The sequence below is a fragment of the Geodermatophilus sp. SYSU D00766 genome (genome assembly GCF_054049915.1).
This window is the reverse complement of sequence record NZ_JBJGYI010000015.1, coordinates 59,889-74,232: the sequence shown is the minus strand read 5'-3', so window position 1 is coordinate 74,232 and position 14,344 is coordinate 59,889. Positions and strand designations below refer to the sequence as shown.

The window sequence follows — 14,344 nt, the reverse complement described above, 5'->3', positions numbered from 1 at the left end:
CGTGGTCGTGGCCGTGCTGGCGCTCGTCGCCGGCGCGGTCTGGCTGCTCGTCCCGGGGTCGCCGCCCCCCGCCCGGGCGACGTCGGCCCCGGCGTCCGTGCCCGGCCCGGTGGTGCTCGCCGCGGAGCCGGCGGCCGGCGGCGCGGTACCCCTGCGGGTGCGGGTGCCGGCCGCCGGCGTGGACAGCACCCTGGTCGAGCTGGGCCTGGACGCCGCGGGCGCCCTCGCGGCGCCGGCCGACCCGGCCGTGGCCGGGTGGTACGCCGCCGGCCCGGCCCCGGGAGACGTCGGCCCCGCGGTGCTGGCCGGACACGTCGACTCGGCGCGGGGACCGGCGGTCTTCGCGCGGCTGGCCGGGCTCGCCGACGGCGACGAGGTGCTCGTCGACCGCTCCGACGGCACCACCGCGCGCTTCACCGTGACCGCCGTCGAGCGGCACCCCAAGGGCGCGTTCCCGACCGGGCGGGTCTACGGGCCGACACCGGACGCCCAGCTGCGGCTGGTCACCTGCGGCGGCGACTTCGACCGCACGGCGCACAGCTACGTGGACAACGTCGTCGTCTTCGCGCGGCTGGCTCAGTAGCGGCGGTCGCGGGCGCGCCAGCAGGCGCGGTGCCAGTGCCGGCGCAGGTCGGCCGCCGAGTCGGTGTCCCAGGGGTCGAGGTCGGAGTCGCGGGCGTAGGCCGGCCAGGTCACCAGGTGCGGCGTCCCGGGCCGGATCTCCTGGTCGCAGCCGGGGCAGCGGTAGGGCTTGGTGCTGGCCGCGCCGGTCAGCGACCGCACGACCCAGTCGCCGTCGCCGGCCTCCTCGACCTGCTCGGGGCGAGCGGACAGCGGGGGGCGGCTCCCCGGCCGCCCCCCGCCGGCCCGTCGTCCCCGCCGGGCCACTCAGCGGCCGGAGTAGTCCCGGAACCCGCGGCCGGTCTTGCGGCCCAGGTACCCGGCGGTGACCAGGTGCTCGAGCAGCGGCGCCGGGGCGAAGCCGGGCTCGCGGAACTCGGTGTAGAGCTCCCGCTCGATCGCCAGCGCCACGTCGAGGCCGACGACGTCGAGCAGCTCGAAGGGCCCCATCGGGTAGCCGCAGCCGACCTTCATCGCGGCGTCGATGTCGTCGGCGGTCGCGTAGTGCGCCTCGAGCATCTTCACCGCGTCGTTGAGGTAGGGGAACAGCAGCGCGTTGACGACGAACCCGGCGCGGTCGGCGCAGGAGACCGCGTGCTTGCCCAGCTGCGCGCAGACCGCGTGGGCGGTGGCCGCGACCTCCGGGGCGGTGGCGATGGTGCTGACCACCTCGACCAGCTTCATCACCGGCGCGGGGTTGAAGAAGTGCAGCCCCACGACGTCGGCCGGGCGCTCGCTGGCCTTGGCGCACTCGATCACCGGCAGGCTGGAGGTGGTGGTCGCGAGGACCGCGCCGGGCTTGGCGATCTCACCGAGCGCGGCGAACAGCGCCTGCTTGACCGCCAGCGACTCGACGACGGCCTCGATCACCAGGTCGCGGTCGGCGAGGTCGTCCAGCGACGTCGTCCCGCGGACCCGGCCGAGCACCGCGTCGCGGGCGTCCTCGTCGAGGCGGCCGCGGGCGACCTGCTTGTCCAGCGAGCGCCGCAGCGCCGTCAGCACCGCCTCGACCTTCTCCGGCGAGCGGGCCTGCACCAGCACGTCGTAGCCGCCCTTGGCGACGACCTCGACGATGCCGGTGGCCATCGTCCCCGAGCCGACGACGCCGACGGTCGAGACCGGGCGGGCGCCCGCGGTGACGCTGCCCGCCGACGGCGTCCGCTCGTCGGGGACGACCTCGGCCGAGCCCGGGGCGGCGTAGGTGTAGAAGCCGCGCCCGGACTTCCGGCCCAGCAGGCCGGCGGTCATCATCTGCTTGATCACCGGGCTGGGGGCGTGCAGCCGGTCGCGCGACTGCTTGTACATCGTGTCGAGGATCTCGTAGGCGGTGTCGATGCCGATGAGGTCCATGAGCGCCAGCGGGCCCATCGGCAGGCCGCAGCCCAGCCGCATCGCCGCGTCGATGTCCTCGCGGCTGGCGTAGCGGTGCTCGTACATGGCGACCGCGTGGTTGAGGTAGCCGAACAGCAGCGCGTTGGCGATGAAGCCGGCCTTGTCGCCGATGGTGACGTCGACCTTGCCGAGCCGGGTGGCCAGCGCCTCGACGTCCTCGACGACCGCCGGCTCGGTGACGACCGTGCGCACGACCTCGACCAGCTTCATGACCGGCGCGGGGTTGAAGAAGTGCATCCCGATGACCTTGCTCGGCCGGCCGGTGGCCACCGACAGCTCGGTCACCGACAGGCTGGAGGTGTTGGTCGCCAGGATCGTGTCCGGCGGGCAGATCTTGTCCAGCTTGCCGAACAGGTCGGTCTTGAGCTCCATCCGCTCCGGGACGGCCTCGACCACGAGCTCGGCGGTGGAGAGGTCCTCCAGCGAGGTGGTGAACCGGATCCGCCCGACGATGGCGTCACGCTCGGCGGGCTCCAGCTTGCCGCGGGCGACGGCCTTGCCGGTGGACTGGTCGACGTGGGCACGGCCGCGGTCGAGCGCCTGCTCGTCGATCTCGACGGCGGTCACCGACAGGCCCGCGCGGGCCATGACCTCGGCGATGCCCGCCCCCATGGTGCCCAGGCCCACCACGCCGACCTCGGTCAGTTCTCTGGCCACGCTGCCATCCCTCCACGACGGATCGTCGGCGAGCAGTCTCTCACTCCGCCGGCCCGCCCCGGTCCCGCGAGGGGGAGGCAGGGCCGGGCCCTCCCTCAGAAGAGCCGCTGGGTGGGGTCGTCGGTGCCCTTGAGGACGGCGTAGTCGACGGTCACGCAGTCGATGCCGCGGTCGTGGGCGAGCACCCGCGCCTGCGGCTTGATCTCCTGCGCGGCGAAGACGCCCTTGACCGGCGCGAGCAGCGGGTCGCGGTTGAGCAGCTCGAGGTAGCGGGTCAGCTGCTCGACGCCGTCGATCTCGCCGCGCCGCTTGACCTCCACCGCCACGGTCGCGCCGTCGGCGTCGCGGCACAACAGGTCGACCGGGCCGATCGCCGTCGGGTACTCGCGGCGGACCAGCTGCCAGCCGGTCCCGAAGGTCTCCACGTGCAGCGCCAGCAGACGCTGCAGCTCCGCCTCGACGCCGTCCTTCTGCAGGCCCGGGTCCACGCCCAGCTCGTGGGAGGAGTCGTGCTCCACCGACTCGATGGTGATGACCAGCTGCTCACCGGTCTTGTTGGTGACCGTCCAGGTCCCCGCCCCGTCGACCAGCTCGTCCTTCAGGGTGCAGGGCGGCGTCATCCAGTTGAGCGGCTTGTAGGCGCGGTCGTCGGCGTGCACCGACACCGAGCCGTCGGCCTTGACCAGCAGCAGCCGGGGGGCCATGGGGAGGTGGGCGGTGAGCCGCCCGATGTAGTCGACCGAGCAGCGGGCGATGACCAGGCGCACGGGCGCCGACGGTACCGGTCCGGTCACGACGGGAACCGCCGAGCCGGGCCGGGCGTGGCAGGTCCGTGACGACGACGACGGCGGTGCGCGCGGCGTCCGTGCTGGCCGGAGCGCTCCTCCTGGGCGCCTGCGCGGGAGGCGGCGGGGACGCCGCCGCGCCGTCGTCACCGGCCCCGCTGCCCGCCGGCCTGGTGCTGCAGGTGGCGCTCACCGGCGGGTTCACCACGCCGGAGGAGCTGGCGACCCGGCTGCCGCTGGTGAGCGTCTACGGCGACGGCCGCGTGCTCACCCAGGGCGCGCAGATCGCGATCTGGCCGGCGCCGGCGCTGCCCCACGTGCAGGTGACCCGGGTCGACGACGCCACCGTCCGCGACCTGGTCGATCAGGCGGTCGAGGCGGGCGTGACCGGGACCGGTGACCTCGGCTCGCCGCCGCTGGCCGACGCGGCCGCCACCCGCTTCACCCTCGTGACCGCCGAGGGCAGGGCGGAGCGGGAGGTGTACGCGCTGGCCGAGACGCCCGACGACAGCGTGACCCCCGAGCAGGCCGAGGCCCGCGGGCGGCTGCGCGACCTGGTCGACGAGCTGACCGCCCTGGCCGCCGGACCGGCGGAGCCCTACGAGCCGCAGACGGTCGCCGCCGTCGTGCAGCCCTACACCGGCGACCCGGAGCCGCCGCAGCCCGAGGCCGCCTGGCCCGGCCCCGAGCTGCCCGGTACCCCGCTGGGCGCCGGGCTCGGCTGCGTGAGCGCGACCGGGCAGCAGGCCGCCGACCTGCTCGCCGCGGCGGCGTCGGCGAGCGTGCTCACCCCGTGGGTGACCGCCGACGGCAGCCGCTGGTCGGTGGCGTTCCGGCCGGTGCTGCCGCACGAGGCCGGCTGCGCCGACCTGGGCGGCTGAGTCAATCGGTCCAGACCGGCGGGCGCTTCTCGAGGAACGAGCGCATGCCCTCGCGGGCGCCGTCGATCTGGCTGGCCGCGGCCATGACCTCGATCGCGGTGGCGTAGGCGTCGCGCTCGGGCCGGTCGAGCTGGGCGTACATCGTCTGCTTGCCCCACGCCTTGCTCGCCCTCGAGCCGCGGATCGCGCGGGCCAGCAGGTCGTCGACGGCGGCGTCGAGCCCGCCGTCGGGCACCACCCGGTTGACCAGGCCCCAGTCCAGCGCGGTCGCGGCGTCGATCACGTCCCCGGTGAGCGCCATCTCCATCGCCCGCTTGCGGCCGACGTTGCGGGCGATGGCGACCATCGGCGTGTGGCAGAACCAGCCGCCCTTGCCGCCCGGCGCGGCGAAGCCGGCCGACTCCGCGGCGACGGCGAGGTCGCAGGAGGCGACGAGCTGGCAGCCGGCGGCGGTGGCCAGCGCGTGCACCCGGGCGACGACGACCTGCGGCACCTGCTCGAGCGTCTGCACGAGCTCGGTGCACAGCGCCAGCAGGCTGCGCACCTCGGGCAGCGGCGCGTCGAGGACGTCGCGGAAGTCGTGGCCGGCGCTGAACACCGGCCCCTCGGCGCCGAGCACGATCCCGGCCGCGTCGCTCTCCCCCACCTCCGTCACCGCGGCGAGCAGCTGCTGCAGGTGGTCGCGGGACAGCGCGTTGCGCCGCTGCGGCCGGCACATGGTGAGGCGGACGACGTCGCCGTCCCGCTCGACGCGGGGCGCACCCTCGGCAGTCATGTGAGCGACCTCACCACGAGCGGCTCGCCCTCGGCAACGGCGCTGGGGAGGCTGGGAGCCGTGCAGCCCGAGCCGGTCACCGACACCGCGCCCCGCGCCGCCGGGCGGACGCTGTTCACCCAGGGCTGGCGCGACGTGGCCTTCGTGCACTGGGCGGTCGACCCCGCCGTCGTCGCGCCGCTGCTGCCGCCGGGCACGCGCCCCGACGTGCACGCGGGGTCGACCTGGGTCGGCCTGGTGCCCTTCCGGATGCGCCGCATCGGCGTGCTCGGCTCCCCCGGGCTGCCGTGGGTCGGGTCGTTCCTGGAGACCAACGTGCGGCTGTACTCGGTCGACGACCGGGGCCGCCGCGGCGTGGTCTTCCGGTCCCTCGACGCCGACCGGCTGCTGCCCGTCCTCGTCGCCCGCGCCGCCGGGCTGCCCTACCTGTGGTCGCGCATGCGGTTCGCCCGCCACGGGGACCGGCTGAGCTACTCCTCCCGCCGGCGCTGGCCCGGTCCCCGCGGGGCCGGCGGGCGGATCGAGCTGCGGGTGGGCGAGCGGCTGGCCGACCCCGGCCCGCTCGAGCGCTTCCTCACCGGCCGCTGGGGCCTGCACCAGACCGTGCTCGGCCGCACCCGCTACTGGCCCAACGAGCACCCCGCCTGGCCGCTGCACCGCGCCGAGCTGCTGACCTGCGACGTCGACCTGCTCGCCGCGGCCGGCCTGCCCGGCGTCGGCGGACCGCCCGACAGCGTGCTGTTCTCCCCCGGCGTCGACGTCCGCTTCGGCCCGCGCCTGCGCTGACGCGGACACGGCAGGATCGGCGCATGGACCCCGTGCGCTTCGGACTGGCCGGCTACGGCTTCGGCGGCCGGTGGTTCCACGCCCCACTGCTGGCCGCCGCACCGCAGGTCGACCTCCTGGGCGTGGTCACCACCTCGGCGGACCGGCGTGCCCAGGTGGCCGCCGAGCACCCGGGGGTGCGCACCGTCGACTCCCTGGAGGAGCTGGCCGGCGCCGGGGCCGAGGCGGTGGCCGTCTCCACCCCCGCCGACACCCACACGGCGCTCGCCGAGCAGGCGCTGCGGCTGGGCCTGGCCGTGGTCTGCGACAAGCCCTTCGCCCTCGACGCCCCGTCGGCGCGCGGCACGGTGGAGCTGGCCGCCGAGCTCGGGCTGCCGCTCGCGCCCTACCAGAACCGCCGCTGGGACTCCGACTTCCGCACCGTGCGCGCGCTGGTCGACGCGGGCCGGCTGGGCACGGTGACGCGCCTGGAGTCGCGCTTCGAGCGGTTCGCGCCGGAGCCCGGGCCGGCGGCAGCCGGTGGCGGCACGCTGCTGGACTTCGGCAGCCACCTCGTCGACCAGGCCCTGGTGCTGCTCGGCCCGGTGACGCACGTCTACGCCGAGCGGCGGCTGCGCGACAGCGGCCTCGACGACGACGTGTTCCTGGCCCTCACCCACGCCGGCGGCGCCCGCTCGCACCTGTCGGGCAGCTGGAGCCAGGGTGCGCCCGGTGACCGGTTCCGCGTCACCGGCACCGCGGGGGCCTACGTCGTCGGCGGGCCGATGGACGGGCAGGAGGCCGCGCTGCTGGCCGGGCACACGCCGGCCACGCTGGGGGACGCCTGGGGCGCCGAGCCGGAGGAGCGCTGGGGCCGGCTGCGCCGCGGCGACGACGCGGTGGTGGTGCCCACCGAGCGCGGCCGCTGGGACACCTTCTACCCGGCCTTCGCCGCCGCCGTCCGCGGCGAGGGACCGGTGCCGGTGGACCCCCGCGACGCCGTCGCCACCGCCGCGGTGCTCGACGCCGCCCGCCGCAGTGCGACGGAGGGCGTCGTCGTCGCGGTGTGAGGGCCGGCCGCCTCAGGCGGGCGCGGGCACCCGCTCGTCGAGACCGTGGGCGGCCCGGACGACGTCGACGACCTGGCCCATGATGTCGGTGAGCCCGAAGTCCTTGGGCGTGAAGACCCGGGCCACGCCCTGCTCGCGCAGCCGGCGCGCGTCGCCGTCGGGGATGATCCCGCCGACGACCACCGGGACGTCGTCGAGGCCGGCCTCGCGCAGCCCGCGCAGCACCGCCGGCACCACCTGCAGGTGCGACCCGGACAGCACCGACAGGCCGACGACGTGCACGTCCTCCTCCACGGCCGCGGACACGATCTGCTCCGGCGTGAGCCGGATGCCCTGGTAGACCACCTCGAAGCCGGCGTCGCGGGCGCGGACGGCGATCTGCTCGGCGCCGTTGGAGTGCCCGTCGAGGCCGGGCTTGCCCACGAGGAACCGCAGCCGGCCGCCCAGCTCCTCACCGGTGGCCCGCACCCGCTCGCGCACGTCCAGCAGCGTCGGGTCGGCCTCGCCGCCGCCGGTGGCCGCCGCCACGCCGGTGGGGGCGCGGTACTCGCCGAACACCTCGCGCAGCACCCCGGCCCACTCCCCCGTCGTCACGCCCGCCCGGGCGCACTCCAGGGTGGCCGCCATCAGGTTCTCGTCGGTGCCGGCGGCCGCCCGCAGCCGGTCGAGGGCCCGCCGCACCGGCTCGGGGTCGCGCGCGGCCCGCCACGCGGCCACGGCCTCCCGGGCGGCGGTCTCGACGGCGGGGTCGACGACCTGGATGGCGGTGTCGAGGTCGGCCAGCAGCGGGTTGGGCTCGGTGGCCTCGAACCGGTTGACCCCGACGACGACGTGCTCGCCGCTCTCCATCCGGCGGCGCCGCTCGGCCAGCGAGGCGACCAGCTGCCCCTTCATGTAGCCGGACTCGACGGCGGCCACGGCCCCGCCCGCCTCCTGCACCCGGGCGATCTCGGCGCGGGCGCCCTCGACGAGCTCGGCGACCTTGCGCTCCACCACCACCGAGCCGGTGAACAGGTCGTCGTACTCGAGCAGGTCCGTCTCGTAGGCGAGCACCTGCTGCAGCCGCAGCGACCACTGCTGGTCCCACGGCCGGGGCAGCCCCAGCGCCTCGTTCCACGCCGGCAGCTGCACCGCGCGGGCGCGGGCGTCCCGCGACAGCGTCACGGCCAGCATCTCCAGCACGATCCGCTGCACGTTGTTCTCCGGCTGCGCCTCGGTCAGGCCCAGGGAGTTGACCTGCACCCCGTAGCGGAACCGGCGGTGCTTGGGGTCCTGCACGCCGTAGCGCTCCTGCGTCAGCTCGTCCCAGAGCTGGGTGAAGGCGCGCATCTTGCACATCTCCTCGACGAAGCGGACGCCCGCGTTGACGAAGAAGGAGACCCGCGCGACCACCTCCCCGAAGCGCTCCTGCGGCACCTGCCCGGAGGCGCGCACGGAGTCGAGGACGGCGATCGCGGTGCTCATCGCGTAGGCGATCTCCTGCACCGGCGTGGCCCCGGCCTCCTGCAGGTGGTAGCTGCAGATGTTGATCGGGTTCCACCGCGGCATCGCCGTCACCGTGTAGGCGACCATGTCGGTGATCAGCCGCATGCTCGGGCCCGGCGGGAAGACGTAGGTCCCGCGCGAGAGGTACTCCTTGATGATGTCGTTCTGCGTCGTCCCGGCCAGCCGCGTGACGTCGTGGCCGTGCTCCTCGGCGACGGCCTGGTAGAGCGCGAGCAGCCACATGGCGGTGGCGTTGATCGTCATCGACGTGTTCATCCCGTCGAGCGGGATGCCGTCGAACAGGGCCCGCATGTCCCCGACGTGCGCGACCGGGACGCCGACCTTGCCGACCTCACCGGCGGCGAGCGCGTCGTCGGGGTCGTAGCCGGTCTGGGTGGGCAGGTCGAAGGCGACCGACAGACCGGTCTGCCCCTTCGCCAGGTTGCGCCGGTACAGCGCGTTGGACTCGGCCGGCGAGGAGTGCCCGGCGTACGTGCGCATGACCCAGGGGCGGTCGCGCTCGTCCGGCGTCGAGGGGAAGGGCATGCCCGCGGAGTGTAAGGGCAGTTACCCGCCGGTAACAGGCGGCGGACGGGACGCTCCGGCGGTGGCACACTCGGTCGCGGGCGACCGGGCCGCGGGGGTCCGGACGCCGGTGCGCCGAGGGAGGCCGCGATGCTGCAGCCGGGCAGTCTCAGCTACATCGCCGGGCCGGTCGTCGCGATCGTCGTCATGGTGCTGCTCGCGCTGTTCATGCGCTGGGCCTTCGGCGGCACCTCCACCGGCGGGATGCGCCGCCGGCGGCCCGCGCCCACCGACGACGGCCTGCTCACCCGCGTCGCCACGCTCTCCCGCCGCGAGTCGGCGCTGGCGCTGCGCGCGGTGCTCTCCGACGCCGGGATCCGCTCGACGATCCGCTTCCCCGAGCCGCACCGGGCCGACGTGCTCGTCTTCCCCGAGGACGCCGCCCGGGCCCGCGAGCTGGTCGCGTCATTCCCCGCCGCCTAGCGGGGCCGTTCAGTCGGGGCGCTCGACCCGCTCCACCTGCGCGCCCAGGCCGCGCAGCAGCTCGACGAAGTCGGGGTAGCCGCGGTCGACGTGGTGCACGTCCTGCACCTCGGTCACCCCGTCGGTGAGCAGCCCGGCCAGCACCAGCCCGGCGCCGGCCCGGATGTCGGTGGCCAGCACCGGCGCGCTGGAGAGCCGCTCCCGGCCGCGCACCACCGCGTGGTGGCCGTCGATGCGCACGTCGGCCCCGAGGCGCACCAGCTCGTTGACGAACATGAACCGGCCCTCGAACACGTTCTCGGTGACCAGCGCCGTCCCGGTGGAGACCGCTGCCAGTGCGACGGCCATCGGCTGCAGGTCGGTCGGGAACCCGGGGAAGGGCAGCGTGACGACGTCGACCGCGCGCGGCCGCTCGTCCATCGCCACGCGCACGCCGTCGGGCACCACCTCGACCGTGGCCCCGGCGCTCACCAGCTTGTCCAGCGGGACGGCGAGGTGGTCGGCCACCGCCCGCTCGACGACGACGTCGCCGCGGGTCATGACCGCGCCGATCGCCCACGTGCCGGCGACGATCCGGTCGGGCACGGTGCTGTAGGTGACCGGCCGCAGGGTCTCGACGCCCTCCACGGTGAGCGTGGAGGAGCCCGCGCCGTCGATGCGGGCCCCCATCGCGGTGAGCATGGAGCAGATGTCGACGATCTCCGGCTCGCGCGCGGCGTTGTCGATGACGGTGGTGCCCTCGGCGAGCACCGCGGCCATGAGCAGGTTCTCCGTGGCGCCGACCGAGGGGAAGTCCAGCCAGATCGAGGTGCCCCGCAGCCGGGGGGCGCTGGCGACCAGGAAGCCGTGCTCGCTGTGGATGGCGGCACCGAGCCGCTCGAGCCCGGAGATGTGCATGTCCAGCCCGCGGGAGCCGATCGCGTCCCCGCCCGGGAGGGCCACCTTGGCGCTGCCGCAGCGGGCGACCAGCGGGCCGAGCACGCTGATCGAGGCGCGCATCTTGCGGACCAGGTCGTAGTCGGTCTCGGTGGCGGGGTGCTCGGGTACGTCGACGACGACCCGGCCGCCGCCACCGGCCTCCCCGGAGCGCTCGTAGCTGACACCGCAGCCCAGCCGGCGCAGCACCTCGCTCATGATCGCCACGTCGAGGATGTCGGGGACCTCGTCGATCGTGGTGCGCCCGGACGCCAGCAGCGCCGCGGCCATGAGCTTGAGGGCGCTGTTCTTGGCCCCCGTGACGCGGACCCGGCCCTTGAGCGGCGTGCCGCCGGTCACCTCGAAGCACTGCACCGGGCCACCCTACGGCGGCCGTGCGACCCGCCCCCGGCGACCGCATAGGCTCGGGCGCCATGACGGTCCGGCTCACCCGCATCTACACGAAGACCGGTGACGCCGGGCAGACGCACCTCGGCGACATGAGCCGGGTCGCGAAGACCGACCCGCGCCTGGTCGCCTACGCCGACGTCGACGAGGCCAACAGCGTGCTCGGCGTCGCGCTGGCCCTGGGGTCGCCGTCCCCGGAGCTGGTCGAGCTGGTGCGCAGCGTGCAGAACGACCTGTTCGACGTCGGCGCCGACCTCGCGACCCCGGTCGTCCCCGACCCCGCGCACCCGCCGCTGCGGGTCACGGCCGCCTACACCGAGCGGCTGGAGGCCGCCTGCGACGTGCACAACGAGGCGCTGCCCGCGCTGACCAGCTTCGTGCTGCCCGGCGGGACCCCGCTGGCGGCGCTGCTGCACCAGGCCCGGGTGGTGGTGCGGCGGGCCGAGCGCAGCGTCTGGGCGCTGCTGGCCGCCGACGGCGAGCGGACCAACCCCGAGACCGCGCGCTACCTCAACCGGCTGTCGGACCTGCTGTTCATCCTCGCCCGGGAGGCCAACCCCGACGGCGACGTGCTGTGGGAGCCCGGCGCGCACAGCGGGGTGCACGCGCAACGCGCAGCGCGCCGCTAGGCGACGGGCGGGGCGGACTCCACCCAGGACAGGAACCCGGTCACCGTCGAGGTGTCCATGGCCAGCTCCTTCGGTCCGCTGCCGGTCTCGCAGGTGAGGACGACGGCGTCGTCGGGGAGGGCGACGTCGTCACGGCCGGCGGGGCGGCGGGCGGACACCCGGAGCTCGGTCCGGCACAGCCGCTGCTGCGGGCGCACCGACAGCGACAGCGCGCGGTACCACAGCAGGGCGTCCCCGCCGTACCAGGCGACGCCCACCGACCAGCGCGAGCTGCCCACCGGGCGCAGCCACATGGCGACCGCGCCCAGCCCCATGAGCAGCAGCCGGCGACGCAGCAGGAAGGCGACCACCAGGGCGACGAGCAGCACCCCGGCGAGCAGCAACAGGACCGTGCTCACCGGCGGGGAGGGCGGGGAGGCACCCGACCGCCGCGCCGCAGCCCGGGCCGAGCGGTGCGGGGTCCCGGGCGCACGAGGGTCGAGCTCAGTCGGCCTGGCCGGCGGCCCGCAGGCGGGACTGCGCCCGGCGCGCGGCGGCCAGGGACTCCGGGTCGTCGCCGGCGCTCTCGGCGCGGCGCAGGGCCTCGCGGGCGCGCTCGACGTCGATGTCGGAGCTGATCTCGGCGTTCTCCGCGAGGATGGAGACGCCCTGCGGCGTGACCGACAGGAAGCCCCCGTGGGCGGCCACGACGACGTCGGGGCCCTCGGTGCTGCGGATGGTGACGACGCCGCCGGGCGCGAGCTCACCGAGCAGCGGGGCGTGGCCGGGGAGGACACCGATCTCACCCTCGGTGGTGCGGGCGATGACCATGCTGGCCTCGCCGGACCAGATCGTCTTCTCGACGGCCACCAACTCGACCTGCAGGGTCGCCACGACACTCCTCCGGGCCCACCGGCGCTGCGGTGCTGGGACGCCGGCCGGGCAGGCACGGCGACGGACCCGCCCACTCTAGCGGCGGGCCCCCCGGTGTCCGGGACGGGTCCTCTCCGTCAGGCCGCCCGGCGGTAGAGCAGCGTCCAGCGACCGACACGCACCCACGGGTGGCGGACCGTGGAGGCCGGGGCCCACTCCTCGGTGTCGTACCGGATGTCGGTGACGTGGGAGACCGGAGCCGACGGCGGCCAGGACCACTCCAGGTCCGGGGTGGCGACCGGCAGTCCGCTCACCGTGCCCTGAGCGCTCGCCCCGTCCAGCCAGTCCATCGTGTCTCCTGCGCCGCGCGACCGGTCCCTCCGGGCGCCGTCTGCTCGATCGGCAGAAAGGCTCCCGCGCTTGAGGGTTGTGCGCCACACACCTGCCCACCGCCGTCCGGTGTCCAACCACCCGATCGGGCGCGCCGTGGCCGGTCCCGACGCTGGGTGATCGGCCGAGCACGGACTCCGGCCGGTCCGGCTGCACCCGGACCCGGGAGACGGCGACGGCCGGGCACCCCGTGGAGGGTGCCCGGCCGTCGACGGGGCGGTGGGGCGTCAGCCGCGCTTGAGCTTGTCGGCGTTGCGCTCGAGGTCCTCGAGGCCACCGCACATGAAGAAGGCCTGCTCGGGCACGTGGTCGTAGCGGCCCTCGGTGAGCGCCTTGAAGGCCTCGAGGGTCTCCGACAGCGGCACGAACGAGCCGGGCTGACCGGTGAAGGCCTCGGCGACGAACATGTTCTGCGAGAGGAACCGCTCGATCCGCCGCGCGCGCTGCACGGTGACCTTGTCCTCCTCGGAGAGCTCGTCGATGCCGAGGATGGCGATGATGTCCTGCAGCTCCTGGTAGCGCTGCAGGATCTGCTTCACCGTCTGGGCGACCTGGTAGTGCTCCTGCCCGACGTACTGCGGGTCGAGGATCCGGCTGGTGGAGTCCAGCGGGTCGACGGCCGGGTAGATGCCCTTCTCCGAGATCGGCCGGGAGAGCACCGTCGTCGCGTCGAGGTGGGCGAAGGTGGTGTGCGGCGCCGGGTCGGTGATGTCGTCGGCGGGCACGTAGATCGCCTGCAGCGAGGTGATCGAGTGGCCGCGCGTCGAGGTGATCCGCTCCTGCAGCTCACCCATCTCGTCGGCGAGGGTCGGCTGGTAACCCACGGCCGACGGCATGCGTCCGAGCAGCGTGGACACCTCGGAGCCGGCCTGGGTGAACCGGAAGATGTTGTCGATGAAGAGCAGCACGTCCTGGTTCTGCTCGTCGCGGAAGTACTCCGCCATCGTCAGCGCCGACAGCGCGACCCGCAGCCGGGTGCCCGGCGGCTCGTCCATCTGGCCGAAGACCAGCGCGGTCGAGTTGATGACGCCGGACTCGGTCATCTCGGTGATGAGGTCGTTGCCCTCGCGGGTGCGCTCGCCGACGCCGGCGAACACCGACACGCCACCGAACTCCTGGGCGACGCGGCGGATCATCTCCTGGATCAGCACGGTCTTGCCCACGCCGGCGCCACCGAACAGGCCGATCTTCCCGCCGGCCACGTACGGGGTGAGCAGGTCGATGACCTTGATGCCGGTCTCGAGCAGCTCGGTGCGGCCCTCGAGCTGGTCGAAGCGCGGCGCGTGCCGGTGGATCGACCAGCGCGGCAGGTCCTGGCCGTACCCGGGGGTGTCGAGGCACTCGCCGAGGGCGTTGAAGACGTGACCGGTGACCTCGGGCCCCACCGGGACGCTGATCGGGGCGCCGGTGTCGCGGACGTCGGCCCCGCGGACCAGGCCGTCGGTCGGGGCCATGGAGATGGTGCGGACCACGTTGTCACCCAGGTGCTGGGCGACCTCGAGGGTCAGCGTCTTGCCCAGGTCGGCCAGGGTGACGTCGACGTGCAGGGCGTTGAACAGGTCCGGGATCGCGTCGCGCGGGAACTCGACGTCGACGACCGGGCCGGTGACCCGGACGACGCGGCCGGTCGTCTGGGTGGTCGGACGGTCCTCGGTGACGGTCATGGGGGTGCTCTCCTGCCCTTCGGGCCTCGGTGGTCTCGCAGTCCAGT

The 14,344-nt window shown here is 74.9% G+C and carries 16 protein-coding genes; 6 read left to right on the top strand and 10 right to left on the bottom strand.

Annotated features, from left to right (window positions below):
• The first annotated feature begins 1 nt into the window (after position 1).
• Positions 2–583, top strand: coding sequence for a class F sortase (locus ACI8AD_RS13235; RefSeq protein WP_456870992.1), 582 nt, complete (start codon positions 2–4; stop codon positions 581–583).
• Here ACI8AD_RS13235 and ACI8AD_RS13230 read toward each other — a convergent pair.
• The 3 genes from ACI8AD_RS13230 to nucS form a co-directional block, all read right to left on the bottom strand.
• The gene (locus ACI8AD_RS13230; protein WP_456870991.1) at positions 577–888 is read right to left on the bottom strand and encodes a hypothetical protein; all 312 of its coding nucleotides are present in this window, start codon (positions 886–888) and stop codon (positions 577–579) included. The genes ACI8AD_RS13235 and ACI8AD_RS13230 overlap by 7 nt on opposite strands.
• Entirely contained in the window at positions 889–2,670 is a 1,782-nt protein-coding gene (locus ACI8AD_RS13225; protein ID WP_456870990.1) for a 3-hydroxyacyl-CoA dehydrogenase family protein, read from the bottom strand.
• 95 nt (positions 2,671–2,765) lie between these two features.
• Entirely contained in the window at positions 2,766–3,437 is a 672-nt protein-coding gene (nucS, locus tag ACI8AD_RS13220; RefSeq protein ID WP_456870989.1) for an endonuclease NucS, read from the bottom strand.
• Positions 3,438–3,502: 65 nt separating this feature from the next.
• Between nucS and ACI8AD_RS13215 the strand changes: the two genes are divergently transcribed.
• Positions 3,503–4,336 carry a hypothetical protein gene (locus ACI8AD_RS13215; protein WP_456870988.1) on the top strand — a complete coding sequence of 278 codons (834 nt, stop codon included), beginning with the start codon at positions 3,503–3,505 and terminating at the stop codon, positions 4,334–4,336.
• Between the two features lies 1 nt (position 4,337).
• Here ACI8AD_RS13215 and ACI8AD_RS13210 read toward each other — a convergent pair whose 3' ends face one another.
• A complete protein-coding gene (locus ACI8AD_RS13210) occupies positions 4,338–5,111 on the bottom strand; it encodes an enoyl-CoA hydratase-related protein (RefSeq protein ID WP_456870987.1) in 774 nt (257 codons plus the stop codon).
• A 60-nt stretch (positions 5,112–5,171) separates the two neighbouring features.
• Between ACI8AD_RS13210 and ACI8AD_RS13205 the strand changes: the two genes are divergently transcribed.
• Complete coding sequence (locus tag ACI8AD_RS13205; RefSeq protein WP_456870986.1) at positions 5,172–5,897, top strand: YqjF family protein; 726 nt, start codon at positions 5,172–5,174, stop codon at positions 5,895–5,897.
• Between the two features lie 23 nt (positions 5,898–5,920).
• Positions 5,921–6,946 carry a Gfo/Idh/MocA family protein gene (locus ACI8AD_RS13200; RefSeq protein WP_456870985.1) on the top strand — a complete coding sequence of 342 codons (1,026 nt, stop codon included), beginning with the start codon at positions 5,921–5,923 and terminating at the stop codon, positions 6,944–6,946.
• A 12-nt stretch (positions 6,947–6,958) separates the two neighbouring features.
• On the opposite strand, the gene ACI8AD_RS13195 is transcribed toward ACI8AD_RS13200, so the two are convergent.
• Positions 6,959–8,977, bottom strand: coding sequence for a protein meaA (locus ACI8AD_RS13195; RefSeq protein WP_456870984.1), 2,019 nt, complete (start codon positions 8,975–8,977; stop codon positions 6,959–6,961).
• Between the two features lie 129 nt (positions 8,978–9,106).
• On the opposite strand from ACI8AD_RS13195, the gene ACI8AD_RS13190 reads away from it, so the two are divergent.
• A complete protein-coding gene (locus ACI8AD_RS13190; RefSeq protein ID WP_456870983.1) occupies positions 9,107–9,439 on the top strand; it encodes a hypothetical protein in 333 nt (110 codons plus the stop codon).
• A 9-nt stretch (positions 9,440–9,448) separates the two neighbouring features.
• Here ACI8AD_RS13190 and murA read toward each other — a convergent pair whose 3' ends face one another.
• The gene (gene murA / locus ACI8AD_RS13185; RefSeq protein WP_456870982.1) at positions 9,449–10,729 is read right to left on the bottom strand and encodes a UDP-N-acetylglucosamine 1-carboxyvinyltransferase; all 1,281 of its coding nucleotides are present in this window, start codon (positions 10,727–10,729) and stop codon (positions 9,449–9,451) included.
• Positions 10,730–10,788: 59 nt separating this feature from the next.
• On the opposite strand from murA, the gene ACI8AD_RS13180 reads away from it, so the two are divergent.
• Complete coding sequence (locus tag ACI8AD_RS13180) at positions 10,789–11,391, top strand: cob(I)yrinic acid a,c-diamide adenosyltransferase (protein WP_456870981.1); 603 nt, start codon at positions 10,789–10,791, stop codon at positions 11,389–11,391.
• On the opposite strand, the gene ACI8AD_RS13175 is transcribed toward ACI8AD_RS13180, so the two are convergent.
• From ACI8AD_RS13175 to atpD, 4 genes are all read right to left on the bottom strand, one after another.
• Positions 11,388–11,789, bottom strand: coding sequence for a DUF2550 domain-containing protein (locus ACI8AD_RS13175; RefSeq protein WP_456870980.1), 402 nt, complete (start codon positions 11,787–11,789; stop codon positions 11,388–11,390). The genes ACI8AD_RS13180 and ACI8AD_RS13175 overlap by 4 nt on opposite strands.
• Positions 11,790–11,874: 85 nt before the next feature.
• The gene (locus ACI8AD_RS13170; protein ID WP_456870979.1) at positions 11,875–12,264 is read right to left on the bottom strand and encodes a F0F1 ATP synthase subunit epsilon; all 390 of its coding nucleotides are present in this window, start codon (positions 12,262–12,264) and stop codon (positions 11,875–11,877) included.
• Positions 12,265–12,380: 116 nt separating this feature from the next.
• A complete protein-coding gene (locus ACI8AD_RS13165) occupies positions 12,381–12,593 on the bottom strand; it encodes a hypothetical protein (RefSeq protein WP_456870978.1) in 213 nt (70 codons plus the stop codon).
• Positions 12,594–12,860: 267 nt separating this feature from the next.
• On the bottom strand, positions 12,861–14,297 hold the full coding sequence (atpD, locus tag ACI8AD_RS13160) for a F0F1 ATP synthase subunit beta (protein ID WP_456870977.1): 1,437 nt from the start codon (positions 14,295–14,297) through the stop codon (positions 12,861–12,863).
• Positions 14,298–14,344 lie beyond the last annotated feature (47 nt).